This is a genomic window from Microcoleus sp. AS-A8, assembly GCA_039962225.1.
GTDB lineage: Bacteria > Cyanobacteriota > Cyanobacteriia > Cyanobacteriales > Coleofasciculaceae > Allocoleopsis.
Genome location: JAMPKV010000005.1, coordinates 44226 through 70873 on the forward strand (window position 1 = coordinate 44226; position 26648 = coordinate 70873).

At 47.4% G+C, this 26648-nt stretch carries 18 protein-coding genes and 1 pseudogene; 10 read left to right on the forward strand and 9 right to left on the reverse strand.

Going from position 1 to position 26648, the window contains the following annotated elements; all coding sequences use genetic code 11:
• Positions 1 to 71 precede the first annotated feature (71 nt).
• The 4 genes from NDI48_09385 to NDI48_09400 all read right to left on the reverse strand — a co-directional run bounded on the left by NDI48_09385 (position 72) and on the right by NDI48_09400 (position 6390).
• Positions 72 to 3590, reverse strand: a complete 3519-nt coding sequence (locus NDI48_09385; protein MEP0831420.1) for a hypothetical protein — start codon at positions 3588 to 3590, stop codon at positions 72 to 74.
• A gap of 133 nt (positions 3591 to 3723) precedes the next feature.
• On the reverse strand, positions 3724 to 5007 hold the full coding sequence (hisS, locus tag NDI48_09390) for a histidine--tRNA ligase (protein ID MEP0831421.1): 1284 nt from the start codon (positions 5005 to 5007) through the stop codon (positions 3724 to 3726).
• Between the two features lie 24 nt (positions 5008 to 5031).
• Positions 5032 to 5313 (reverse strand): hypothetical protein, encoded by a 282-nt coding sequence (locus NDI48_09395; protein ID MEP0831422.1) that lies wholly within the window; start codon positions 5311 to 5313, stop codon positions 5032 to 5034.
• 39 nt (positions 5314 to 5352) lie between these two features.
• A complete protein-coding gene (locus NDI48_09400; GenBank protein MEP0831423.1) occupies positions 5353 to 6390 on the reverse strand; it encodes a hypothetical protein in 1038 nt (345 codons plus the stop codon).
• 348 nt (positions 6391 to 6738) lie between these two features.
• Here NDI48_09400 and NDI48_09405 point away from each other — a divergent pair, with 348 nt between their 5' ends.
• Positions 6739 to 7572: a hypothetical protein gene (locus NDI48_09405; GenBank protein MEP0831424.1), complete on the forward strand. Its 834-nt coding sequence runs from the start codon at positions 6739 to 6741 to the stop codon at positions 7570 to 7572.
• Between the two features lie 102 nt (positions 7573 to 7674).
• Here the strand turns inward: NDI48_09405 and NDI48_09410 are convergent, their stop codons facing one another.
• Together NDI48_09410 and NDI48_09415 are read right to left on the reverse strand one after the other, a co-directional pair.
• A complete protein-coding gene (locus NDI48_09410) occupies positions 7675 to 8451 on the reverse strand; it encodes an RNA polymerase sigma factor SigF (protein ID MEP0831425.1) in 777 nt (258 codons plus the stop codon).
• A gap of 521 nt (positions 8452 to 8972) precedes the next feature.
• Complete coding sequence (locus NDI48_09415; GenBank protein ID MEP0831426.1) at positions 8973 to 9806, reverse strand: photosystem II manganese-stabilizing polypeptide; 834 nt, start codon at positions 9804 to 9806, stop codon at positions 8973 to 8975.
• Between the two features lie 466 nt (positions 9807 to 10272).
• Here NDI48_09415 and NDI48_09420 point away from each other — a divergent pair, with 466 nt between their 5' ends.
• The 4 genes and pseudogenes from NDI48_09420 to rdgB all read left to right on the forward strand — a co-directional run bounded on the left by NDI48_09420 (position 10273) and on the right by rdgB (position 13152).
• Positions 10273 to 10602, forward strand: a complete 330-nt coding sequence (locus NDI48_09420) for a hypothetical protein (GenBank protein MEP0831427.1) — start codon at positions 10273 to 10275, stop codon at positions 10600 to 10602.
• 108 nt (positions 10603 to 10710) lie between these two features.
• Positions 10711 to 10896 (forward strand): annotated as a pseudogene (locus tag NDI48_09425) (transposase).
• Between the two features lie 93 nt (positions 10897 to 10989).
• On the forward strand, positions 10990 to 12432 hold the full coding sequence (locus NDI48_09430) for a phosphoglucomutase/phosphomannomutase family protein (protein MEP0831428.1): 1443 nt from the start codon (positions 10990 to 10992) through the stop codon (positions 12430 to 12432).
• A 147-nt stretch (positions 12433 to 12579) separates the two neighbouring features.
• A complete protein-coding gene (gene rdgB / locus NDI48_09435) occupies positions 12580 to 13152 on the forward strand; it encodes an RdgB/HAM1 family non-canonical purine NTP pyrophosphatase (GenBank protein ID MEP0831429.1) in 573 nt (190 codons plus the stop codon).
• An 89-nt stretch (positions 13153 to 13241) separates the two neighbouring features.
• Here the strand turns inward: rdgB and NDI48_09440 are convergent, their stop codons facing one another.
• A complete protein-coding gene (locus tag NDI48_09440) occupies positions 13242 to 13580 on the reverse strand; it encodes a P-II family nitrogen regulator (GenBank protein ID MEP0831430.1) in 339 nt (112 codons plus the stop codon).
• Between the two features lie 572 nt (positions 13581 to 14152).
• Here NDI48_09440 and NDI48_09445 point away from each other — a divergent pair.
• The 4 genes from NDI48_09445 to NDI48_09460 all read left to right on the forward strand — a co-directional run bounded on the left by NDI48_09445 (position 14153) and on the right by NDI48_09460 (position 20991).
• Positions 14153 to 16600, forward strand: coding sequence for a DUF5110 domain-containing protein (locus tag NDI48_09445; protein ID MEP0831431.1), 2448 nt, complete (start codon positions 14153 to 14155; stop codon positions 16598 to 16600).
• Between the two features lie 552 nt (positions 16601 to 17152).
• Positions 17153 to 18187, forward strand: coding sequence for an ABC transporter substrate-binding protein (locus NDI48_09450; protein MEP0831432.1), 1035 nt, complete (start codon positions 17153 to 17155; stop codon positions 18185 to 18187).
• A 258-nt stretch (positions 18188 to 18445) separates the two neighbouring features.
• On the forward strand, positions 18446 to 19990 hold the full coding sequence (locus NDI48_09455) for a sugar ABC transporter ATP-binding protein (GenBank protein ID MEP0831433.1): 1545 nt from the start codon (positions 18446 to 18448) through the stop codon (positions 19988 to 19990).
• Positions 19987 to 20991 carry a ribose ABC transporter permease gene (locus NDI48_09460; protein ID MEP0831434.1) on the forward strand — a complete coding sequence of 335 codons (1005 nt, stop codon included), beginning with the start codon at positions 19987 to 19989 and terminating at the stop codon, positions 20989 to 20991. Before NDI48_09455 ends, NDI48_09460 begins: the two co-directional genes overlap by 4 nt.
• Positions 20992 to 21214: 223 nt before the next feature.
• On the opposite strand, the gene NDI48_09465 is transcribed toward NDI48_09460, so the two are convergent.
• Entirely contained in the window at positions 21215 to 23563 is a 2349-nt protein-coding gene (locus NDI48_09465; protein ID MEP0831435.1) for a polysaccharide biosynthesis tyrosine autokinase, read from the reverse strand.
• 27 nt (positions 23564 to 23590) lie between these two features.
• Positions 23591 to 24706 carry a glycosyltransferase gene (locus tag NDI48_09470; GenBank protein MEP0831436.1) on the reverse strand — a complete coding sequence of 372 codons (1116 nt, stop codon included), beginning with the start codon at positions 24704 to 24706 and terminating at the stop codon, positions 23591 to 23593.
• Between the two features lie 627 nt (positions 24707 to 25333).
• Here NDI48_09470 and NDI48_09475 point away from each other — a divergent pair.
• Positions 25334 to 26080, forward strand: a complete 747-nt coding sequence (locus NDI48_09475; GenBank protein MEP0831437.1) for a sugar transferase — start codon at positions 25334 to 25336, stop codon at positions 26078 to 26080.
• The last annotated feature ends 568 nt before the right edge of the window (positions 26081 to 26648 follow it).

Genomic DNA, 26648 nt, shown 5'->3' on the forward strand with positions numbered 1-26648 from the left:
GCATATACCGCCAACTTTACTCAAGTCGGCGGTATTTTAATAACTCATGATTGTTTAGTTAGGGGTTGGCTTCACATCTCAAACTCATCGACAGAGAAGCTAGGTAAACCCGAAGGAACCACCACACAATCAACGGCTACTTTGCGACTCTCCCGTTGACTATCAATATCAACCGCGATCGCTTCAAACCGGATTTCCACACTGCCAAAAGGAACCGTTAACTGAGTCAGCGCCTCTTGCTCCCCGGTGCGATCAGGAATTAGATCCATTAACCAGCGTGGCCCATCCAACAGAGAGCGGCTTTGACGGTCTTGAATCCACAGCTTGACACACAGACGAGCTGGATGAGGTGGCAATGTGACCCGGATAGTGACCAGTTCTCCAGCCGCCAGTTTGCTGGTGGGTATGGAGAGTTCGGGTGTAGGGATGGGTTGCGCCAATTGGCGTGGGGAGACAATCTCCCGTTGAAGCTGAAGTGTCGGCGGCAAAACTGAAGAAACGGTTTGTACTACCTCAGCCGTCGCCTTAACTTCAGGTGCAACCATCGGTTTTTCCGGTACGGCTAGCTCTTCATCGTCTACGACAAATTCAAATGATTGATGAGACCAATCTGTCTCCGTGATATCGACCACCGCTGACGGCTCAAAGGATTCTGCCTGTGGAAAAAGAGTCTCGTCCAAGGGAGGCGGTTGTAGGGATTGAGTCTCGGTAATCTCTTCTGGCGGGGTACCCAAAGCCATCGCTTCGTCAAATCCATCGCTCTCTTCTTCCCACATCCCCTCATCAAAATCAGTGAGCAATATGTTAGAAGTCAGTGGTTGTGTCACTTCTTCCACATTAATTCCTACTGGCTCAGGCTCTGAGAGTTGATTGACCGCCTCATTGGCCTGATTTTCGACCAAATGGCTAGGAGGTGATGACTCCCTATTCAACCACTGGGACAAGGCAGAATCTGCCGCTATAGAATTAAGCCGCGACCAAAAACGGTCTTGTATGTTTAACGATTGGAAGGCATTATCCACAACTGCCGGCTCAGATTCAGGGTCACTAGGTTCCTTGGCTGGTGCTAGTTCTGAGCTTAAGGCTTCCTTCTGACTAGCGCTATCCGGAACTACGGCTCTACCCTGATCAGCAACTGGCTCAGACCTTAAAGGAACTTTGGTGGATAGCCTCTGTGTTCCCTCAACATCTGAGTCAGTGAGTGAGGAATCAGAATTATAGATAGAGATAGCCCATTCATCAATTTCCTCCGCTTCTTCCAGGGGAGATTCTCCAGTAAAATCTACATTCTCAGTTCCTTCTAAAGCCTCTGGTGACGGCTCCTGAGCAGGGGGTTGCGATGCAAACGCCACATTTTTTAAAAAGTCAGCGTTAAACATGCCAAGAGAATCTTGGGTACCCGCCTTAGCGAGTTCGCTCTCATCAGCGGAACCATCCTCTGGTGCTCCATTGTTTGGAGACTCAACTACCGGAATGGGAGAGTCTGATATCTCTGGAGTAGACGGCAATGCCTGTACACCTGGAGAAATTGCCTTTGGCGGTGCGCTTTGGCTTGATAAAGAACCTGCGCTTTGTATTTGTGAAATTGCCTCTTCCAACTGTTGGAGGGCATTCTGAAGTTGTGGCTCTGGAACCGTATCTTGAGGTGTATCGAATACCAAAGACTTGGGTACTGTAGACGAAAGATCTTGCGGCCAAGCCAGCGGTTGCATCGGCTCTACAGCGTTCTCAGAAGGAAGTTGAACCTGCTCAAGCTCACTGAGAATCACAATAGGTGATTCCGACTGCTCAATCAAGGATTCAGCGCTTTGGGTAATGGGGCGCACTTTAGGTAATTTTGGCAGTTGGGGAGCTCTTGAGGGTTTGGAGGTGACTGTTGGTTGGTAAAGTTGTGGCGGTAAGGGACTCGCCGAAGAAGGTTTGAGATAAAGAGGCGGCTGACTTTGGGTCACGTCTACCAGGTCAAGCACAGGCGGCTGTATAGAAGGACTAGATGCTTCTAGCCATTCTTCCTGAGATTCTGCTAGGGGCGCGAGGTTCTTAGCGAGTACCAGCACCTTGGCTACAGGCATAGCCTGGGTTCCTGGAATAATCGCTCCCAATAACTCTTCTAAATCAGCCGTGACACTAAACGGTTGACTGGCTAAAGCGGCTGATGTTGACGAGTTGGACAAGTGTCCTTGCCTGTCGTAAACTGTAACTTTTCCTAAAATCAGACGGGTCGGGCAATCTAAAGGAATCTCTAGGGTATGGTTAAATGCGATCGGAAGCGCCTGTTCGGGTAGAGGATGTTGGACTTCCAGCAAGACTTGTGAGGTTTGAGGGTCGCGCAGCTCATAGCGCAGGCTCCCTTGAAAAGCTCTCTGGAAATCCCTAGATACTTCACCGCCATGAAAGTGATGAACATCTAAGACATCCACTTGACCCGAAATGCTCAAACACTCTCCTCGTCGTGCGACTAAGGATTCTTCGTCTAGAGTTAATAGAAGTCCTTGCTGATTGGTGGCGCTCTCGACAAACTCCTCTGACTCCGGCACGAGCAACGGTTCGGAAGGTTCAGGCCGTTCAAACTCATGCATGACTGGTTCAAGCACCTGTTGCAGGATTTGCTCCAGCATTTGCAGGGATTGATCCAAAATGGGGTTGGTCGATGTTGCAACTTCAAGCGATCGCGCAGTGAGCGTCTTGTTGTTCTTTTCTGACTCAGCCGGTTCAGGGCGAACGGCTTGGTTTGCGAAAAAGGCCAACACAACGTCAGTCTCCACAATCTCCTCGCTATCTGAGGTAGAGACTGCTGGCAGGGGTTGAAGGGGTGATACCTCGGCAGGAAGTTCGGGGACTATTTCTGGACTTGGTTGAGTGTTTTGGAGTTGTGTGACGATCTCACTCTCCAATTCAGGCATTGGCTCATCAAACGTCATTGCCTCTTGCTGAACTTCATCCTGCTGCCCTAAGGGAGTTGCTGCCCAGGAATTTGCTGGATGTGCAGGGGACCGGGTGTTTTCCTGATCTTCCTCTCTCATCTTTACACCCCAATCCTGTTCGCTCGCGAGCGCGTCTGAAGCCAGTATTGGGGTAGACTCAGGAATCTCAGTTTCTATTGGGGTCGGTTCAACGAGGGGACTTTCAGATGTGGAGGGGGACTTTTCATTTTCACCTGAATCCGCCTCAATCTCGGTTTTAGCTGGGGCGAGCAGCGCTGATGGAGGTTCAGGTAGCGTAATTTGAATTTGTGTGACTTCTGCCAAGACCACCAATTGAACCGAGTGCTGCCAGGAGTTACCTAAAAAATCGGACATGATATCGCCACAGCAACGGAATTCCCAGAATCCGGGTCTGAGGTAAGTAAAGGGAATTACTACCATTAACCCTTCTGGGTTAGTACGGCGAGATCGCTTCTGAGACCGTCGTTTCGGCGGAACTTCTTCGGTGCTGTCATGAATGATGCAAATTTCCACATCCGTATTGATCCGGGATGAGTGAGCCACGACGCGATACCGACCCGCTTCGATTTCAGTCTTTGAGTTTATGGGCAGCCAAGTGCGATCGCCCTCTTTTTGTAGTAGAAATTCCCAATATTCCATAGCCATTAGCGATTCTTCTAGGAGCTATCAGTTTGGACTGTGGAAGAGGCTTCCGTCTAGAGTTTAATCTCTAACATCCAATTCTTTAATTTCTTTAGTTTAATGGTTGCTAGAAGTTCGCTCACAAATCAGTCAGCAGCTATTTCAAGTGATCGATCTGGCCTCGGATCTCATCCACTTTTTCCAATAAGTCAGCGATGGCGATCGCACTTTGTTCCTTTGATGCCATCCACTTGAGCTGAACCGTTTCGGTTTGAGCCTCCTCATCACCCAGAATTAGGCACGCCACGGCACCACTGCGAACGGCTCGTGCAAATTGTTTTTTAAAGGCACTGCCGCTTAGGTCTAATTCAACGCTAAACCCAGCCTGACGTAGCTGTTGCGCGAGTTTGAGCGATTGAGCTTCGGCGGCCTCGCCTCTGGATACCACATAAAAATCCACTCCTTGGCGAGGAGGTTCCTGCATTTGTTGCAACAGTATAATCAAACGCTCCAGACCAATAGCCCATCCGACCGCAGGCGTCGGGGCACCTCCCAATTCCTGAACCAGTCCATCGTAGCGACCCCCCCCACAAACCGTAGCCTGTGCCCCCAAGTCATCGGAGATAATTTCAAAAGCCGTATGGGTATAGTAATCTAAACCGCGCACTAAGCGAGGATTGAGCTGATAGGAAATCCCTAGGTTACTCAACAACTGCTGCACTTGTTCAAAATGACGCTTGGAATCTGAGCCGAGATAGTCCAAAATACTGGGAGCATCCTGGGTAATTTTCTGGGTGCGCTCCTCCTTACTGTCCAAAATCCTCATGGGATTGCGAGTGAGACGTTCCTGAGAGTCTTTGTCTAACTCATCTTTGTAAGGTAGCAGGTAATTCACCAGTGCCTCTCGATACTGATGCCTATCTTCTAAATTTCCTACAGAGTTGAGGTCGAAACGGAGGTTTTTGAGTCCCAGGGTTTGCAGGATATCTGTGGCGATCGCAATCACCTCAGCATCCGCCCTCGGATCAGCGCTCCCAATCACCTCAACTCCCAATTGATGAAATTGCCGCTGACGCCCAGCTTGAGGATTTTCATAGCGAAACATTGGCCCGGTGTACCAGAGGCGTTGTACCCCTCCACTGGCGTAGAGATTGTTTTGAATCAAAGCCCGGACTACACCGGCTGTTCCTTCTGGGCGTAAAGTCACAGAACGAGGCGGAGTGGCTCGATCATTGAAGGTGTACATTTCCTTGCCCACGATATCGGTCGCTTCACCAATACCCCGTGCAAATAGCTCCGTCCGCTCAAAGATTGGGGGACGAATTTCCTGGTAAGCGGCTCTGTCAAGAATTTGCCGTGCGCTCGCCTCAACCCACTGCCAATACCGAACTTCCTCCGGCAAAATGTCCCGTGTTCCTCGTAAAGCCTGAATTGAACCCATTAAACTTTCGCTTCCCATGATGTTCTACGGCATTTCCTGAGAAGTTTCTGCTTCCCAGGCACCATAGCGGTTTTGATAGTATGCCAAAATTTGGTTCACTCGTTCTCGGCTCACGGTATCAGAAGCGTTAGCATACTGAATCCACAATCCACCGACTTGACTTTGGTGGTAATCAAACGACGCCGCCGTCTGAGAAATCAGACCCGCGTCCACCCCTGACACTTGCCGCAAATGAGCCGTTATCTCCCGATAGACGGCCAAGGGTAATCCAGGACAGCGCATTTGATAGCGCAGCAGCTCAACCACGATTTTTTGTACTCCTTCTCGACAAACTATCCAATCGGGTCAAGCTTGAGAAGACACAGCGGTATGGCTTGGCGTCGAGGCGGGTGGCAGAGAAGCTGTTGGGGGTGGTGGGGGTTGTCCAGGCCCACCAGGAGATGTGGATGGCGCATCACCAACGCCTCTGGCCACCTCAACACCATACTGTTCCAGAATCACTACCGGATTCGGGCCTCGATTGGTCTCAATTCGCTTGACCAGAACTTGCCCGTTGGCGATGCGTTGTCCTTCCCGGACATAGCGATCGGGTTCATTAGGGACTTTCACAATTGCCATCTGCACACCACCCACTTCAACAACTCCTGTGACTTGAACTCCTTGAGCTTGGATTGGTTCTGGCAGTTTCGGCAATTCGGGTACGGCTTTGAGAGGAGGAGTTACTGGAGGAAGCAATTTTGCCGTCGGACTTGGTTTCAACACGGAAGGAGCAGGAGAACGTAAAGGAGAAGGAGAACGTAAAGGAGAGCGTAAGGGAGAACGTGAAGGAGAAGCAGAGCGATTTGTCCCTCTTGCTCTGGGAATCGGCGGCAGCTTGAGGCGATTCGGCAAAGGTCTGGCGGCGACCACATCTCTCTTGCGAGTCTGTGGAACCCTATTTTTGGCTTGTGGAGCCAATGGGATCTTGGGTAGTTGTGGTGCAGGAAGTGGAGGTACGGTTGGCACAGGTCTATTGTTGCCACCCGGATTGGCCCCCTGACCGGCACCCGGATTGGGCGACACTGTCACTTGCGGTTGCACGGGAACTGCTGAAAAAGGATCGCTTTTCTGTCCTAGAGGAACTCGTTTTACTGCATTTTCAGGGAGTTCAGGCTGAATCAAACCAGGTACTGCTGAGCTAGTTCCGGGTTGCTGGGCGACCAAAGGCTTACTTCCGAAAGGAGTTGAAGTTGCAGTGGGTGAGGGCTTGGGAGGGCTTACAGAGGCAGCCGGCTGAGGCGAGGGGCTTTCTTTCGCGGCCTGATCTTCCTGCTGGCCAATCATACACCCGCTTGTTGACAGAGCGAGCACACTCACCAATGCAATTAATGAAACTTGACGCATGACCAGTTCCCCAAGGGTTTACCAGAAGACACCGCCGACCTTATCAATCTCAGAACTCGATCCGATGTGTAGATATTTTTAGTATATCGAAACAGTTGTTGGAACTTCCCAGGCAAAAGCAGGAGTGAGCCGAGATATTTTCGTCAAAAGTTGCGGCCAATCCGTTATCATACCTGATTGGAAAACAGAACGGCATTGATGAAGCAAATTGCTTTCGGCGAGTTCTTCAAGAGATGAGGGAACATTTGCCAGAGTTTAGCTCTCGAGCTAAATTTTAGTTAAAATATCGCTGACTTGCTCTATACTCTTCAAATTCCTTAAGTTTTTGCTCATAAAGTTTTCAGTTAAATGGGTCTGCGTCGCGACAGCCTCGCTAAACCTACCCCCATTAAAAAAGATGAAACAGGAGTTGTATTACCGATGATTCCTTCAATTCAACGACTAGGGATAGCCGTGTTAGTGGCCTCTAGTGTGGAGATTGCCTTAAGTTGTATTCAGCCCCTACCCTCGCAGGCCGCCCTGTTTAAACTGAATGATGGCACCACCTGCGAAGGACAGTTCCAAGGACGCAACGGTAGAGGGCTATGCGTTTTCTCAGAGGCAGGAGGCGGTAGTGCTTATGACTACTACGAGGGAGAGATCCGCAACGGTCAGCCTAACGGTAGGGGGATCTTTGTGTATAACAATGATGACCGATATGAGGGACAGGTTACCAACGGTAAGCCTAACGGTAGGGGAATGTTTTTGTTTGCCAATAATGACCGCTATGAAGGAAGCATCCGCAACGGTCAGCCTAACGGCACGGGAACATTTACATTCGCGACAGGTGATCGTTATGTAGGAAGTGTCCGCAACGGTGTACCCCACGGTCAGGGAACGTTTACGTTTGCGAATGGACAACGCTACACAGGAGGCTTTTATCTCGGTCAAGTCAAGGGTAGCGGTACATTAATACACGCTAATGGCGTTCGCTGCCAAGCGATTTTTTACAATAGCAAATTTACAGGGAAAGGAACTTGCACTTACCCGTCAGGTTCCCCATATCGAAGCTACACGGGAGAATTGCGCGATGGTCAACCCGAAGGCAGAGGAGTATTGACTTTCGCGAACGGGCAAATCTACAGCGGAGAAGTACGCGATGGTAAGCCTTTTAGCCCCAATAGCCGGGATAACCCACAGTAAACTATTCAATAAGTCGTAACGATTATTGGTGCAGAGTCTACTGCGGTTCAAGGTATGTTTACCCAGGTTTTTTATAGTCACTTAACCTGCTCAAGGACGGGCTTAATGCTCTGCTCCACTCATGAACTTTTTCAAGGCATCTAGTCCTTTTTTCACACGCCGAGAAACCGTCACGACACTAATGTCCAAGCGTTCTGCCACCTCTCTTTGAGTCAAGTCGTGTAAAAAAACAAATTCTAGAACATCACGAGTCCGTTTTTCTAGGAGAGCCAAAGCTTGTTGCAGGCGAATTTGATCTTCTTGGGCTAACTGAAAACTGCGATATCGCGGATCGGGTACCAGTTCACCCAAGCTGGAAGTGCCTTCTTCGGCATCTCCCACGGGTGTATCTAAACTCAGCGGTTCACGATTTTGGTGAGCTAGTTTGATTTCTTGCCATTCGGCGAGGGAAATGTGTAGTGCTAAGGCAACTTCAGAATCGGTCGGTTGTCGATTAAGTTTTACCCGTAATTCTTGGATCATCTCCACAGATTGTTGCCGTAGCGCCAGCCAACGTCGAGGAATGCGAACCGAGCAACCGCGATCGCGCAAATAGTGCTGAATTTCCCCACGAATGTAAGGAATCGCAAAGGAGCTAAACGCAGTCCCTTTGGTTGTGTCAAACCGTTCAATAGCACGAATTAAGCCAAGACAGCCTACTTGCAGTAAGTCTTCATAACTTTCGGTACACTGATTGACCCAGTGATGAGCCTCTTTTCTAACCAGTCCGAAATTGAGGTGAACAAGTCGGTTGCGAATCTCTGACGAGCCAACTTGCTGGTACTCCCGCAATAATTGTAGGCTCTCGTGCTTCAGTTCATGGGTGATGGAGGTGGACATGGCAGGCTTGGTGATGGTAGAGCACGTCTGATGTGCGACTCTAAACTTAGTTTGAGTTTTCCTGAAGGGTCGCCACTGTGATTTGGAACACAGGCGTTAGATTTTCTAAACTACTTTGCACCCATTACGACAACCGCATGTAAGCTAGACAAAGACTGATAGCTTGTTTAAAGTGTTCAATCCTGTCATCCGTAGATCTGCTGTTGTTAGAGCCTTTATATTATCAGTTCACTGAGATTTTTCAAAATAGTATTTTCACTGAAATAACGGGTTAGGAGAGGCCGTAGTTTCACTGAGGCATTCCCATGACTCTAATCTCACTGGGACTGATTTTTTCAGGCTGAGGGAATAATACTTCCTATGATAGAGGCTCTTTGAGGATTCCTATATTCTTGGATAGCAAAACCCGGTTTTCAGGTTGACCGAACTCTACAAAAAAAAGGGGCGTGTGCCCCTTTTGTCAAATTCTTACCAAGTCTCTCATGGCTTTACCTCAGGCTCAGCCAAGAGAACGAAGAACACTAAGCTTGCCCGGGTTCAACGCGACCATAAAAGATGCCGCGCACCAATACTTCTTCGGGGTCATCAGCACCCAAGTCAGTATCAGAGGGCTGTTCGCTCTCAAATGTACCGGCAATTTCGCCAGTGCTGCTATCTACCTTGGCAATCTGGAGGGAGATATGACCGGGGAGGGTAGTCACTCGCTTAACGTTGGCACGGGTGATGTCTGTCTTATCCGCTTGGGAAGGGATGGCAACCGCATTGTCATAACCAGAAGCAACACCTCGTCCTTTCGGATCGAGGAAAACAGAACCCCGGTAAGAGGGTACTTTGAACTCGCCTTTAAAATCAGTCGATGTGTTGATGCTATCCAGACCGGGCTGAGATGTAGCGACTAAACTTTTGATGGTGAAGAGGAAGGGAACTAACTCGCCTCCAGGCAACTTAACGGTGATGGGTTGAAAGTCAATTCCTTCTTCTTCAACAAACGTCAGACTTCCATCTTGGCCCGCTTTTAAGGGGCCACGAATTTGGTCAAGGGATGACGTGAGCCGTGTCACTAACTTTCCGGGAATATATTCGGCCTGTTGACGCTTATTAGCCGGTTCTTCCTTGACAAAGAAGGTCGTTGGTTGTAAGCACACATCTGTAAGTACATAGGACTGGCTGGAGTCTATAGCAATAGCACCGCGAGTCGTTTCTGCCAGTTGTGGGCAGTTATTGGCTAGACCAGTACCTCTGATCTGGTCATAACTGAGCGGAGCATCGGTCGCACTAGCTGGACCTTCACTACAAGCTGTTAATACCCCCAGACACAAAGCCAGGAAGGCAACAATAAAAGCACGATACCTCATGGTCAACCTCAATCGTCAATATCTAAATCTGAAAATTTCTCTTATGTGATGCGTGAATTGGACTCCAATAATGTTAAGAGTGCAACAACTGCTGTCCTCAAGACATCGACAAGAGATGCCCACAATTCACAAAAAACTTAGGGCTGTTTGGATGCCCACTCCCTGACTAGGGAGGGAAACTACGCGGCACCTTACGGTGCCAGGTAGAGAAAGAACAGTATGAGATTCCCACGACTACAAGTAGTGGGAATTCCTGACTATCTACCCATGCTATAGTTTGAGGCAAACAAACACTTGCGGTGAAAAATTCCATCAGTTGAACTGCTGCCTGGTCGAGAACAGTCCATGAGATGGCACCGGATGCGTAAGCCTCTGCTCTTGTTTAAGAGCATTGTACACTCCGAAGGGTCGCCTTTAATCTGAACAAAGCTCTCACATTGCATCTAGCAAATTTTTAAGTCAATCCATGAACCGTGAAAAAGATTCAGATTTAAGGCAGCTAGAGATCGAACTGCCATCCCTGACAGCCGAGATTCAGACGATAGCGCATCGCCACCGAGGGAATAGTAGAGCGCTGTTGGCCTTGCTACGAGCCTTGGAGCAGACGCATCGAGAAATTCATGAGGGATTGTTCCAAGCCTCGCTACCGAGTAATCGGCAGGAGCTTTATGCTCTCTTGAAAGATATCGAAGAGTCAGGGGGCTGGCCTTATATCGAGCGCATGAGGTTGCGAGCGCTCCTGTCCCATCTTCCCGATTGTGGCATCGAGCCGCCTGAGACCAACATCGAAGAGTGAGTCATCTTGAGGACTGACGTGCTAGAAGCAACACAAGAGAAACAACCCTCTTGACGGTAGCAAGACACTGAGCCTGACCGAAATGAATGGGATTTAAGCCCTGTCCTAAAGGAATTATCTAAGCAAGTCCACTCATGCCAACATTGCGGCTACACGACCGATAGGGACGTTGCAGCAGCGCAAGTAGTTCTCATAAGAGGGCTTGCAGCCGTGGGACATATGGTCAAGATGTTTTCTGTTAGCAAAGCGGGCCCGCCTTTGGCGCGACGGGTAAAGCGGTTGCGCTCCTTGTAAAGAAAGAATCCTCGCGCCTTTAGGCCGAGCAGTGTCAAAAGTGCTAAGATCCTGCGGTCAGTATTGGAAATTGAAAAATAAGACCATTGTATTATGCCAATTGCCGCAGATTCAATTAAGTTTGGGACAGACGGTTGGCGAGGCGTTATTGCCGCCGATTTCACCTTTGAGCGCGTCGCTTTTGTCGCACCCATAGCTGCCAAAGTCCTGGCAGACGTTTATGGCGAAAGCACTGGTAGCAACACGATTATTGTGGGCTATGATCGGCGCTTCATGGCAGAAGAGTTCGCCAAAAAGACAGCAGAAGTCGTCCAAGCCGCTGGATTTGATGTCATGCTGTCTGAAAGCTACGCCCCAACACCCGCATTTAGTTGGGCCGCCAAGCAACAGAATGCCCTGGGAGCTTTGGTGTTGACGGCCAGTCACAATCCTGGAAGCTACCTGGGATTGAAAGTTAAGGGGTCTTTTGGGGGTTCGGTTTCCCCAGAAACCACACAAAAGATCGAAGCCCTACTCACTCAAGCCCCGGTAGCGGAGCGCACTCCTGGTAGCCTGAAAACCTTCAATCCCTGGCCGAGTTACTGTGATGAAATCCGATCCAAAGTGGATCTGGCTCGGATTCAGGAACTGATAACTCAGGGGAAATTGACTGTCTTCGCCGATGTGATGCACGGCGCAGCAGCGGGTGGCTTGAGTCAAATTCTCGGTGTGCCGATCACCGAAATCAATAGCTCTCGCGATCCCTTATTTGGGGGGGGTGCCCCAGAACCCTTGCCTCGCTACCTTTCTCAGCTATTCCGAGTGATGCGAACTCACCGCCGACAAAAGGATGCAGGTTTGCAAGTCGGTTTGGTGTTTGATGGGGATAGCGATCGCATTGCTGCTGTAGATGGTGAAGGCAACTTCCTCAGCTCGCAAATTCTCATCCCCGTTCTGATTGAACATTTAGCCGAACGGCGTCAATTTAGCGGGGAAGTGGTCAAAACGATCAGCGGCTCGGACTTAATGCCCCGTGTGGCAGCATTGTATCAATTGCCGATGTATGAAACTCCCATTGGCTATAAGTACATTGCTGACCGCATGTTATCCACTCCCGTCTTACTCGGTGGTGAGGAATCGGGAGGCATTGGTTATGGAAACCATATTCCAGAACGAGATGCCCTGCTATCTGCCCTTTATGTCCTAGAGGCGATTGCTCAGTCTGGGATGGATTTGAGTGACCTCTACAAACGCCTACAACAACGCACTGGTTATACTTCGGCTTATGACCGCATCGATTTGCATCTAGCCAGCATGGATGTGCGATCGCGTCTGCTGGAACAATTACAATCTCAACCCTTGACAAAAATTGCCGATCAAAAAGTTGTGGATTGTTTGACAATCGACGGGTATAAATTCCGCTTAGCCAATGACAGTTGGTTGTTAATTCGGTTCAGCGGCACTGAACCTGTCCTACGACTGTACTGCGAAGCCCCGACGCTGAAGCAGGTGCATCATACGCTCAACTGGGCGAAAGATTGGGCGAATTCCGTATAAAGCCGTTAGCTGTTAGCATTCAAGATGCTGGCTTTTGGCCTACGGGATAAGACTAAATAGTTGGTGTTTTTCTACCCTTTGGGTCATCTACCCTTCCATCCAGCTCCATGCTCATCGCTAAATCGCTTAAACACGAGATTGAAAATTATGACAGTGCTGGTTGTAGCTACAGGAAATCCCGGCAAGCTGCGTGAAATGCAGACTTACCTGTCAGATAAGGGGTGGGAATTGCAGTTAAAACCACCCGAATTAGAAATTGAGGAAACCGAAGATACATTTGCGGCTAATGCTTGTCTTAAGGCGTCAGCCGTCGCTCAGGCAACTGGAGAATGGGCGATCGCAGATGACTCTGGATTGGAAGTTGATGCTCTTGGTGGTGCCCCAGGTATCTACTCTGCACGTTATGGAAGCACAGACGCTGAGCGGATTGAACGACTGCTGAGGGAACTTGGTGAGCAACGCAACCGAGGAGCGCAGTTTGTGTGTGTTGTGGCGATCGCACGTCCGGATGGAGCGATCGCCCTTCAAGTCCAAGGCATCTGCCGAGGAGAAATTTTACAGACTCCTCGTGGAACTGGCGGCTTCGGCTACGATCCCATCTTCTATGTACCAGAACAAGCTTTGACGTTTGCCGAAATGACGCCGGAGATGAAGCGACGCTATAGTCATCGAGGGAAAGCGTTTGAAGCACTTCTCCCTCAGTTAAGCCAGTTAACTTAATCCTTAGAGATACAGGAATTTGGAACTGAGGCACTAAGCCAGAGCAGCAGAGCCTCAGCCTTCCGATTGGGATATCAGAATGTCACAGGTTAAACGGCTTCTAGATTTTTTTCGCCTGTGCGAATCCGGATGACTTGTTCGACGGGACTAATGAAGATCTTACCGTCTCCAATTTCACCAGTTCGAGCAGCGGCAATGATTTTTTCTACCACCATGTCAACCTGATTGTCCTCAACGACAATTTCTACCTTGAGCTTTTGTAAGAACTCAACGGTGTACTCAGAGCCGCGATAGCGCTCGGTTTGACCTTTCTGGCGTCCAAATCCTCGGACTTCCGAAACTGTCATCCCGACGATACCAGCATTGACTAGGGCGATTTTAACTTCGTCTAGCTTAAAGGGTCGAATAATTGCTTCTACCTTCCTCAAAGTCTTGGCTCCTCACGAATTTTTCTATCTATCTTTATAGACAGCATGACACTTTCTAGCACCGTCTAGATCGGTGTTTTGTAACTTTTAATACATTTTGTCCTGAGTCAGTACCTGGATGATTTATTTGCCTTTTGCAGCCAAATCAGCGGGATGCCAGAGTCAGCCCTTAGGATACATATCCGTCAGTCATTTTTAGTGCAAATGTACTACATCAGGCCATGAGGCCATGGCGAAACTTCAATTTTCATCATTAAAAATTATGAGCAAAGGCTTTATTTTTAAAAGATTTACTTAATAATTAGTTATTACAAAGATGTGTTATTAAAGGGACAAAATTCAACAACAATATATCAGAATTTATGCTAAAAAGTTCACTGTATAACAGACACCCTACCTGGCTTTAAGGTTCAATTCTAGGCGTAATATTGTTTATTGGCAAATTTAAATATACACTAACATCACTTTTGTTGAGTTGTAAAGCCGAAGTGGCCTGCTTTAATCAGCCAATAACTACGCCTGGATAAGCTAAAAAGGGTGTAAAGTCTTGAAGATTCAGCAGGAGTGCATTTGTGCAATACCAACTCATCGGCAACAGCGTTATCTGTGGAACCGCTCGTTTTAGCGCCTTGAATCATGGCTTGGTGCGTCTAGAATGGTCTGCCACAGGTCAATTTGAAGACTCTCCTACGGTGATAGTTTTAACTCGCCCCCAACCTGTACCCTTTAAGAGTATTGAGTGGGCTGAAACAGGAGTACTTCACCTGCATACGGAGTGGCTCCAAATCGTCTATCGACCTGATCGCGAACCCTTCAATGATGCCAACCTGAATATTTATGTAAATTGTGACAACAAGACTTGGAATTGGACGCCTTCAACCATTGACACAGAGAATTTGGGCGGCACCTTTACCAGCTTAGACCTGCTCCACCGAGAGTTTCACCCCACTGGAGTGCATCCAGCTTCCGTGTTTCAAGAGTTCCCTCACACCCAAGAATGGCTCTACACGGCCTTGAAAGCCATTCACCAGAGTTTGCGCGATCGCGGGGAAATCACCGCTTTTGAAGATCCACCCCTGGGATATCTGAATCATTTCCGCCTGGATGAACTCCCCGAACCCATGCAAAAATTTTTGCAACAATGGCGGCACTATCCCCCTGGCTTACTGAGTCGCAGTGGTTACAGCATCCTGAATGATTCCAGTAGCGCTCTTGTGAAACAGGGAGGGCTGAGTGAGAGATCGGACGCCAACGGTCAAGACTGGTACTTTTTCGGCTATGGTACCGACTACGCCCAAGTTTTACAAGACTTTGTCCACCTGTGCGGACGCATCCCCATGCTGCCACGTTGGGCTTTTGGGGTTTGGTTCTCTCTGTATGACCAAATGCATGATACAGATTACCAACACCTTGCCCAGCAATTTGATCAACTCGAATTACCGTTAGATGTTCTCGTACTCGATGTCGATTGGCACGTAGCCGGTTGGTGTGGTTGGGACTGGAACGAGCAATTTTTCCCCAATCCCCAAGGGTTTCTGCAATGGGCACACAGTACTGGGTTACATATCGGTGCCAATGTCCACATTGAAGGCGTATCCCCGCAGGAGAGTCAGTTCTCCGCTTTGTGTGCAGCACGGGGACTGAACCCGGATGAGGTAAAGGCGGGTAACGTCTTCCCTGTGAAAAATCCTACCACTGGCTGGATTTTTGAGTCCTGGCAACCCGATGCGCCAACCCTCGAACTTTTGGCGAAGGCTAACGCGGACGAAGGTTGGTTGCTATTCAATTTGGCGTCTCAGTCAGAAGCTGATTTATTCATGCAGGCGTTACACAGCCCTCGTGAGGAAGATGGCATTGATTTTTGGTGGATTGATGGCGCTAACGCGAAGTATTCAGGTGTAAATTCCCAATTATGGACGAATCATGTTTATTTCACGCATCTAGAAGCGCATCACAAGCGACGTCCCTTGATTCTCTCTCGCACAGGTGGGGTTGGTTCTCATCGCTACCCCGTACAGTTCTCCGCGGATACCTATTCCCACTGGGAAGTCCTGCGGTTTTTAGTGGATTTCACGGCAAGAGCAGGTAATGTGGGAGTTAGTTATTGGTCGCACGATTTGGGGGGGTTTTTCGGTCATGTCCCCGGTGTACCCTTGATTGACCCGGAACTCTTTGTTCGGTGGATACAATTTGGCTGCTTTTCTCCCATTGTCCGCTTTCATTCCGATCATGGTCGGCGCGAACCTTGGAGTTATGGACAATGGGTACTCAATGCGATACGAAAGGCATTGCAGCTCAGGATGCAATTAGTACCTTACTTGTATCATCTGGGTCGGGTTGCCTATGAGACAGGTTTACCCTTGTGCCGTCCCTTGTACCTTGCCTATCCTAAAGATGAACAAGCTTATCAAGTAACGACGCAGTTTTTATTAGGCGATCGCATTTTAGTCGCCCCAGTCGTTGAAGCCGGTGGTTACCGTTCGGTTTATTTGCCTGAAGGTAAATGGTGGGAACGCTCAACGGCTCAATTCTACACAGGTATTCAGCATTTAAACTTGTATATCCCGCTCGATCGCATACCCGTTTTTGTGCAAGCTGGAGCCATTTTACCCCTCGCGGAATTTTCCCGCCGTGTTGGAACGGCACCGCCAACCCATCTAATTCTAGAGGTCTATGCGGGGGCAGACGGTGAACTAGACTTTTACGAAGATGATGGGGAAAGCACCGCTTATCACACGGAAGCTGGTAGTCGTCGTCGTTTTACCCAACGTCGTGAGGGGGATTGTTATCTACTCACAGGTGAACCCGTGCGGGGGAGTTATTCAGGAATGCTTCAAGAGCGAAGCTTCCAAATTTTCTGGACTGGCTTGGTATCTGGGAGTCGAGTAGAGGCAAGTGGTGTGGAGATTGGTGAGCAGGAATGGAGGCAAGATGTCTTGTCCCTTACTCTGGCAACCGTGCCGCAAACGGCGTTTTGGCAGATTACTGTGACACCATCCGTCTCTTCCGATGGATTTTGAGAAAGTCAACGAACACCATCCAGAAATACTTTTACAGTTTTTCTGGTATTAACTAAATACTTTTGCTCTACACATTGATATTCCTCTTAAGATAGATGCTAAGTCAGTATTTAAGTATCAGCATATACAGTAGCGAGAGTCAAACTAAATATGATTCTGCAAGCCTTTAGACACAATCTTTTGTGGCTTTTTTCAAAGGTTTTCTCCAAGTTGAAAGCACTGGAATGCTTCCATGATTCTTAATATATCTCAATAAAAATCAACTAGTTTCAGGAGGCGAAAACAAGGATTTTCTTCGGTCTCTTGCTTCAAATAAGGATTCTAGTGATCGGTTTGGAGAAATTTTACTCCCAGAAAAGAAACAAGTCTTGTACCGTCTGTAGCGGATAGGCTAGTACTTTGTCAGCGTAATTTTGAGGGGTTCGTAGTTATCTTTAGGGCTAAAGCCTAAGGAATAACTAACATCAACCCCTCACTTGAGCATTGAAAAGCAATTAGTTGTCTCAAACATTCAGTATTCGCTTTCAAATTTGACGAGAGCGGCTGTTATGTTTGCACAGTCATATTCCCAAACGACTCTCTCCAAAAGAGCATCTATTGGAGTTTGAGGTGAAACAAGTAGCGATCGCAGTCGGTCTTTTGAGTTTAGTCAGCAGCGCTCTTGCCAGTTGCGCCGCACCTCCCCAGAACACGCAAAGCAGCAATAAACCGGACACAAAAGTTTCATCCGTTGCTGTAACACTCCGTGACCTCGGCAACCCTTTCTTTGTGCAAGTGGGTAAGGGAGCGGAAGCTGAAGCCAAGAAACTTGGTGGTGCGAATGCGAGGACAACCATCGTTTCTAGTGGGGACGATTTAAATCAGCAATTCAACCAAATCGAAAACTTTATTGCCTCGAAGGTCAGCATGATCATACTCAATGCTGCCGACACTAAAGGGATTGCTCCTGCTGTAGAAAAAGTTAAGCAAGCAGGAATTCCAATTATTGCAGTTGATACCGCTGCTGAGGGAGGTGTTGATGCCACCGTTACCTCCAATAACCTGCAAGCGGGTGAGGTGAGCTGTCAATACATAGCAGAGCGATTGAAGGGTCAAGGCAGTGTTGTGATTATCAACGGGCCTCCTGTCGCTTCAGTGGTAGAGCGCATCGAAGGGTGTCTGAGCGTATTCTCCAAATATCCTGGCATCAAGATTCTTTCAAAAGATCAGAATGCAGAAGGTAGCCGTGATGGTGGGTTGAGAGTCATGAGCGATTTGCTCACCTCCTTCGGAAAAATTGATGCAGTTTTTGCCATTAATGACCCTTGTGCTATTGGCGCAGAGCTAGCGGCTAAACAGGCGAAACGGGATGAGTTCTTTATTGTTGGCGTCGATGGTGCACCTGAGGCTCTAGATGCACTGAAGCAGAGCAATAGTTTATTCGTTGCGACGGCGGCTCAAGATCCATTTCGCATGGCAGCCAAGGCCGTTGAGGTTGGGAACGATATTCTCAAAGGGAATAAGCCTGCCAATCCCAACATTCTTATTCCAGTCAAACTCATCACTCGTGAAAATGTGAATCAGCATAAAGGCTGGACAAGTGAATAAACGGGCTTGTGTTGTTAATTCCATACATTGATGGATTGATAATCTCTCTATGTTGCAGCCTACTTCTACCAATTTTATAAACCAATGCAACACTTAGGAGATTCCCCTAAATTTTCCTTAAAAAGAGGGACTTTAAATCCTCCATTTATTCTTCCCTTTTTAAGCAGAGCTTTAGTGAGGGGCGCTAGGGGGGATCTAATCTATAGCATCATCAAAAAAATTGGTACTACATAAACCTTACAATTACAGGGATTTCTGATGGCAAGTAGCACTCAACCTTCAATAAAAACTAAACCTGTACTCGAAATGCAAGGGATTACAAAAACCTTTCACGGTTTCACAGCCTTGCATGATGTCAATCTAACTATTTACCCAGGGGAAGTTCACGCCCTCATGGGTGAAAATGGTGCAGGCAAGAGTACGCTGATGAAAATTTTGGCTGGAGCCTACATAGCCGATGCAGGTGCCATCAAAATTGACGGTCAAACGGTTAGGATGACAGACCCTGGTCAAGCTAGAGAATTGGGTATAGCTATTATCTATCAAGAGCTTAATCTTGCTCCCAATCTCACGGTTGCTGAAAACATTTTTATGGGTAGCGAAATTAGGAAAGGAGGTACCCTAATTGACCCAGACGGAATGCGACGTAAGGCGGCGGAGGTACTGGAAAACCTTGACGCGAGTTTTGATGCAGGAGACTTGGTTTCCAGCCTTTCAATTGCAGAACAACAGCAAGTTGAAATAGCTAGGGCGCTCAAAGATAAGAGCCGCATCCTAGTAATGGATGAGCCAACAGCAGCGCTTTCAGACCGCGAGACAGAGAAGCTTTTCGAGGTTGTTCGCCGCTTACGGAATGAGGGTATTGCGATTATTTACATTAGCCATCGGATGGAAGAGATTTATGCCCTTGCCGATCGCGTTAGTGTGATCCGAGATGGTGGGTACATTGGCTCTCTGGAAAAAAGTGAAATTTCTGCCGCTCGCCTCGTGGAAATGATGGTGGGTCGTCCTTTACAGGATTTGTACGAACATAAGCGTCAAACAACTCCTGGTCCAGTTGTCCTTGAGGTAACGCATTTAAGTGATGGGCGCAAGGTAAAATCTGCAAGTTTTCAACTTCATGCTGGCGAAATTGTTGGTTTAGCGGGCTTGGTTGGCGCAGGTAGAACTGAAATTGCTCGTCTTATTTTTGGTGCTGACCGAAAGGCTAGCGGTGAAATCAAACTGGAAGGTCGTTCACTAAATATCTCGACACCCGATGATGCAATTAAAGCGGGAATTGCCTATGTACCAGAAGATCGGAAGCATCTAGGTCTATTTCTAGAGATTAGTTCTGGTGAAAATATCACCATGAATGTCCTTGGTCGAGAGGCAAAAGCTGGCATTATCAACTCGAAATCACTTTTTAGAATTGTGGCTGACGCCGTTAATAACTTGGGGATTCGTCTTGCCAGTCCAAGCATCAGGGCAATGGATTTATCTGGGGGAAATCAACAGAAGTTATTGCTAGCACGTTGGTTAGCGATTAACCCGAAGGTACTTTTACTAGATGAACCAACACGAGGGGTAGACATTGGTGCAAAAAGCGAAATTTATCGAATTATTAGCGAGCTAGCAGCAAACGGTGTCGCCATTTTAATGATTTCCAGCGAGCTGCCGGAAATTGTGGGAATGAGCGATCGCGTATTAGTCATGCGTGCGGGAAGCCTGGTGGGTGAAGTAGGCGGCTCAACCGGGGAAGCCATTACGCAAGAGAACATTATGGCTTATGCCACAGGGGCAAGAGAGGTAGTAAAATCATGAGTCAAACAGAAGTAAGAACCACCAGAAATGGAACAAGCGATCGCCAGAGAGCAAGTAAACGTCAAGCTTGGAGAAATTTCATCCAAGTTGCCGGTATCCTACCGATTTTGCTTGTCATCTGTATCGTTTTTTCCCTTGTTTCGCCCAGCTTTCTTTCTCCAGGGAATCTGATTAATGTCATTCGGCAAGCCTCCATCAATATTGTGCTGGCTACTGGGATGACATTTGTGATTTTGACGGGAGGAATTGACCTTTCAGTCGGGTCAATTTTAGGCGTGACGGCAGTAGTCGGAGTGCTTGTCTCGTTAATTCCAGGTGCGGGTTTGTTCGCCGTCCCGGCTGCCCTACTAGCGGGAGTGTGTTTGGGATTACTGAACGGAGCGCTGATTGCCTATTTGGGTTTACCTCCTTTCATCGTGACACTCGGTTCTTACACGGCTTTACGAGGTGTTGCTTATTTAGTTGCCAATGGCACTACAGTTATTAATCGAAATCTAAATTTTGCTTGGATAGGTAACAATTATTTCGGCCCAATTCCGTGGCTAGTTGTAATTGCATTGTTGGCCGTCGTAGCCAGTTGGTTTGTCTTAAGACGGACAGTACTGGGGAGGCATATTTACGCCGTGGGCGGTAATATCCGGGCGGCACGACTAACAGGAATTAAAGTAAGCCAGGTGCTGTTATTTGTCTATGGCGTCAGTGGGTTGCTTTCCGGTTTAGGGGGAATTATGAGTGCGTCGCGCCTCTACAGTGCGACGGGTATGTTGGGGCAAGGCTATGAACTCGATGCGATCGCTGCTGTAATTTTAGGAGGAACAAGCTTCACGGGTGGCATTGGAACTATTTGGGGGACTCTCCTCGGTGCCTTAATTATCGCCCTACTCAACAATGGATTAACCCTGATGAACGTGTCCTTTTTCTGGCAGTTAGTGGTCAAGGGTCTTGTGATTATTATCGCCGTGACTATTGACAGACTTCGTACCCGTTCTAGCGCAGCGTGAGGGTACAAAAAGGTAAATTATAGCCCCTTACTCAGGGGGCAAAGAATCACTGGCCAAGGGAGATTAACTGAGTCGGATATCCTCTCCCTTGGTAAATTCTCACCCGTCATATCACATCCAATGATGAAACAGACTTGCTGATACAAGCCTCTTGGTTAGGAACATAAGACACCATTTCTGGATGGGATAAAGATGTTGATGAAGCTTTACACAGTGGTTCCGATTATTTTTCTAAATTCACAGGTTCAGCATTTTTAGGGTTTCCCTCATACTGAATCGGTGAGCCAGAGACGAGTTGAGCAGTTCTTTGGGTTTTCCAATCCTCTTTGTTTGCCCCACGAGCTGACTTGGATGCATAGCTGTTCTGGGAACTATTATCCCCATTCGCCACAACTCCAATCAGGTTCAACTTACTCAACATAGCTGTAGCCTGTGTGAGTTCGCTTCGGGTGATTTGCCCCATGCGTGCAACCAGCACCACACCCCGGCAATAGGATGCGGTTAAAATCGAATCCACTAAACCCAGAACTGGAGGAGCATCGACCAGTACCAAGTCATAGGTCTGCTCAAACGCTGCCATCAATTCTCCCATGCGTGGGGAACTCAACAGGTTGGCTGGATCGGCTGGGATTGGCCCAGAGGTGATGACATCAATGTACGCACTTGAAGAATGAAGACTCGCCTGGATCGGGCGAGGAGCATCACTGGAGAGTAGGCTTGAGAGCCCATAATCATTAGGAAGATTGAGTTTTTCGTGTAGCGTTGGATTGCGTAAATCGGCATCAATCAGCAGTACTCGCTGATGTAAACGAGCTGCACTAATGGCTAAACCCAAAGCCAGGGTTGATTTTCCTTCGCCCGCGACGGCTGATGTGACCATCAGAGAGCGGAGCGTCGAAACAGAATTCAGAAGTTGAATGTTTTTATAAATCAGGTCTAGGGATTGCCAAGACGGTGACCAATGGAGGACTTCAATCGTCCAAGGTGCTAGCACTTTTGGCTTGCCAAAAGGCAATTTGATGATGGGTTGATTCCCGACAGGTTCTAAAGCTTGGGACTTACCGAAAGGCAGAAGCAACCTCGGTTCGCTTTTTTTCACTTTTGGCAACTCTGGAGTCATACCCAACACAGGTAAGGCAACTTGCTGTTTTAACTCATCAGAATTGCGAACCGCATCATCCATTGTTTCACGGATAAAGGCGGCAATTCCACCCAACATTACCCCAGCTACCGCACCCAGTAAAATTATTTGTCCTTTTTTCGGACCCGTTTTCTCTCCTAGTAGAGGTTGCTCAACAACTTGCCAATCAAATCCTCCCCTGGCAATTTCTAAACTCAATTCTTGTCTTGCTTTCTCTAACTGATCGAGGGTTTCGCGCTTCAGTTTTATTTCGGGTTGGAGACGATTGTAATCGGCTAGCACACTGGGAAAGCGTTGCAGCTCTACACGGAGTTGCTGCTCTTTCTCGGCTAGCGTCTGTTCGCGTGCCATGAGTCCCCGGATACTACTCTGTAGCTCAAGAAGCTTGTTTGTGAGGCCCACGTCCGTCTCACCTAGTTGTCCTTCACTAAGAAGGTTTTCTCCCTTGAGTTGAGAAGAATCCTCCCCAACAGTACGCTGCCCTTCTTCCTCTAGTAGAGCAAGCTGCTGCTGACGCTGAAACAAGAGCTTTTGAATTGTTGGGTTGTCATCGGTGAAGCGTTTTCGCTGCTCGGCAAGCGCCAAGTCTGTTTTTTGAATCTCGTTGAGTAATGATTGGTAACGAGTAGACTGGCTCAAACGTGAGGAGACGAGAGCATCTTTTGGAGAACGGGCAACCTGCTGCTGTAGGGTGTTGTAGTTAGCCTGAAGCTCCCGATATTGAGCCTGGTTTTTCCGGCGTTCGTCTTGAATAGCGTTCAGAGCATCTGCCAGAGCTTTCGTTTGTGTGTCTGGCTCAATCAGATTCTGAGTTTTGCGAAACTTTTCTAACGCGGCCTCAGACTGAGTAACGCTTAAACGAGCTTTGGGTAATTGCTCATCAATAAAAGCAAGACCTTTGGCTAAACGTACTCTCTGTTGCTCTCGGTTGTAATCTAAATAAACTCGCTGTACTGCCTGGAGAACTTTTTGCGTTTTAACTGGATCGTTAGCGGTATAAGTAGCTTCAAAAATCTTGGTTTTGCTATCATCCTCACTACCCTCAACCTGAAACACGCTTAAGGTTTTTTTAAGCTCCTTGATTGTCAGATCTGGGTAATCAGGGCGCAGTAAGTCTACGGCTTTTTGCAGAAGCTGTGAACCCTGCATTAGGTTAAGCTGAGTCGCACTGTCTACCTCAATGTTGGGATCGACAATCTGCTTATCTGCTCCCTCTTGCCCGTCTTGTTTTTTGCTTTGATAATTGGGTTCTACTAGCAGTTGGAGAGAGCTTACATAGGTTGACTTAGTCGTAAAAGCTTTGGCGGTAGCAATACCCAAAGCAAGGCACAATATACCGAGTAACCAAAGCCGTCGCCGGATTAATATAGAAAAAAGCTGTCCATACCCTGGATCTGTTTCAGGCACTGTGTTGAGATTGCTTTGAGTCATTTCTACCATCTCCTAGGGAGAAACAGCCTAATGGAGTAAACTGTACGAGCGATGTGAGCGGCAGATATCTTCAATGACCTGCTCCACTTTATTAAAGAATACTTCTTCTGAAAACTGACTGAGGGCATGTTCCCGAATTTCTCTATAGTCCCAATTAATTTTACTGGCTTCAAGCAATGCTGCTTGAATGGATTCCGGTGTTTGCCGAGAGAAAAAGACTCCTGTCTTACCGGGTATTTGAGTATCGAGTACTCCACCCGCACCATAGGCAATCACCGGTGTGCCACTGGCATTAGCCTCTACTGGGACTAAGCCATAGTCTTCTAATGCCGCCACGATCACAGATCGAGCTCTAGCCATCAAAATACTTCGCTTGGAGTCGGGCACATGTCCTAAAAATTTAATGTTTTTCAAGGCTCTGCCTTCTAAGCGCTCCCGTTCTGGGCCATTCCCTGAAATTAATAAAGGCCATCCTAACCAATTAAAAGCTTCAACAATTACATCAATTCTCTTATAACTAATTAGACGGGCCGAGGCGAAATAAAAATCATCTTTCTCTTCTGAAAAAATGAATTTACTACTATCAATGGGGTAGTTAATAACCTGTGCTGGTTTTTTATAATACCTTTGGATTCGACGAGCGACAATGCTAGAGTTTGCTATGTAATAGTCGGGTTCTTGAGCATATTCAAGGTCTAACTTCTTGAGAGCTTTAAAAACGGGTTTAAGAAATGGATACATTTTGCGATATGTAGCATATTCTCGCAGATAAGTGTCGGTATCCCATAAAAAGCGAGTGACATTGTGGCAAAAGCAAATGTGTATAGCTCCTGGCCTTTTTTTCACCGCCTTAGCAAAGCTGGTGCTACTGCTAATAATCAGATCGTAATTTTCCAAATTAAAGGAGCGAAAAGCTTGAAAATATAAGGGAGCCAAAAGCCGGAAATATTTATATTTAATGGCTTCAGGAAGATTTTGCAATCCAGTTGTACGAATCTTACGCTCCCCAAAGTCAAGAGGCAGTTTTGGATCGTGTATAGATGTAAAGATGTCGGCATTGGGGTAGCGCTTACAAAGCAGTTCAAATACACGCTCTGCCCCACCTGGTTGCGTTAAATAATCGTGAACTAAAGCGATTTTCATAAGAGTGCACCCAACAGTTGCATTGTAGTGAGAACCAAAACAGTCCTTGAACCTTAAGATCGATTAATGAAAAAAGTCATCTCAGGAACATCAAGTCGCTATACCTGTTAGGTAAAAAACAAGAGAAATCTGCATTAGTTGCTTGATCGGGTTCTCAAGGTTCTCAGGAAACAAAAGAAACGCTTCTACTAGTCTAAATTATGTTAATGCTTGCCTATTTTACCTACAGAACCCTCCGAAAGTCTTGATCGTGCGGGAGGGGTTTTTCGTTTGACGATGCACGATCACATGTGAATGAACCTGTAGGTCAGCACGTTATTAGCGATTCAACCAGACTGGAAATTGGATAGGAACTTGAACCGACAACTGCCAAAGCTCAACTCCTCAGATGGATTAATTGACCTGGCCGTTAGCGTTGTGACGAAAGTCAAAATGAGATTATAACACTTCACAACTTTGGTTCCTGTATAGTATACTACATGGTTTTTACGTCCGCCAGTTTCTTTAAAAAACCTGTAAACGTTTTTTAAAGAAATCATGAAGATAAGTTTTCTTCTCTAGCTATTTCTTGTTAATATCTTACTCTTAGATAATAATGCAAGGGCTATCACTTTATTCGGAGGACTAGTGAGTACAATAAGTTTTGGGCTTCAACGCCAACGATTAAAATTGCCTGAACAGCACCTAGAGCATCCATTAACTCAGTGCAAGCTTCAATGGAGACAAGGACAACTATTAGTTCAGCCTTGTCAAAATTTTCAACAGCTCCATCTCCCTTCAGTCTCTAGTAAACAACGGCTTGTAGAGTGCTTAAAAAAGTCTCCCGTGCGACTCGTTCGCTTAGATCCTATGATGGGAGAGGCCGCTCTGAAGCACTGGGCTGAAGCTTGTGAGCAAGCCAAGAAGCCAGCATTTCTTTTACAGGGAACTATTGCCAAAAAGCTACCCAAAAAGCGAAATTCCTTGGCTGGGAGCGTGATCCGAGTCCTTGATTGGATAGCAGCTTTTGTGTTACTGCTCGGATTAAGCCCAGTGATGCTGGGGTTGATGGCCTTAATGTATGCCTATTCACCCAAGAACCTTTTTGCTTTTAGCTGGCACATTGGCTTACGTGGCAAACTTTTTAAGGCTCTCAAGTTGGACATAGCTCCTCATCATCCTAACTCTCGACCTAGACCAATAGAACGCTGGATACGTAAATATCGCCTTGATAAAATACCGCAATTATTGAATGTACTGCGCGGTGAAATGAGTTTCCTCGGAGTACGTCCTCTAGCGTTATCTGAGGTCGTGCAACCGGGTTCAAAAGCTCAACAACCGATGAATGTACTCGATTGGGGACGAGCGTCTAGTGAATTTGTTGCTGAAGCCTAATCAAAAATGAAACAGTGACGAGGCTGAGCCGAGGTTCGTTAAGATCTACCCTTCATAAACGGCCTAGACCTCCTGATAGCACACTATAATGCTCTCATTCTCATATTGATATACAGCAAGAATTCGTGATCGCGGCAGTGTGGCATGATACTCGCAATTAGAGAACAAACACTCTGCCTGTAGAATTCTCGCGTAAGTCCTGGTAAATTGTTTGAATGCTAGTCTCAAATTTTCAGCCGTTGGCTTAGCAATTTGTTACAAAGGGTTTACTTCAACTAACCCACTTCCTTTGGCTAGTCTCTACTCTTTTAACTTAACCCTTCTTAACATGATGAAATAGAGTTAACAAGGTTCTAAAGAGACTCAGCCGAATTCAAAGTCAGAGGTAGTTGCAGCTTAGTACTCCCCCAAGACATTGGAATAATTTACATGGTAAAAGTAGTTGATTTCCGCTGTAGGACTGCTATTGCTCAATTCATAAGCCGATGTCTAAGGTAGAAAGCTTGAGCCAACGTTTTGGCCTCCCTGAGTCATATCGGCTGGTCTGCCGTCCACGACTAATCTGACG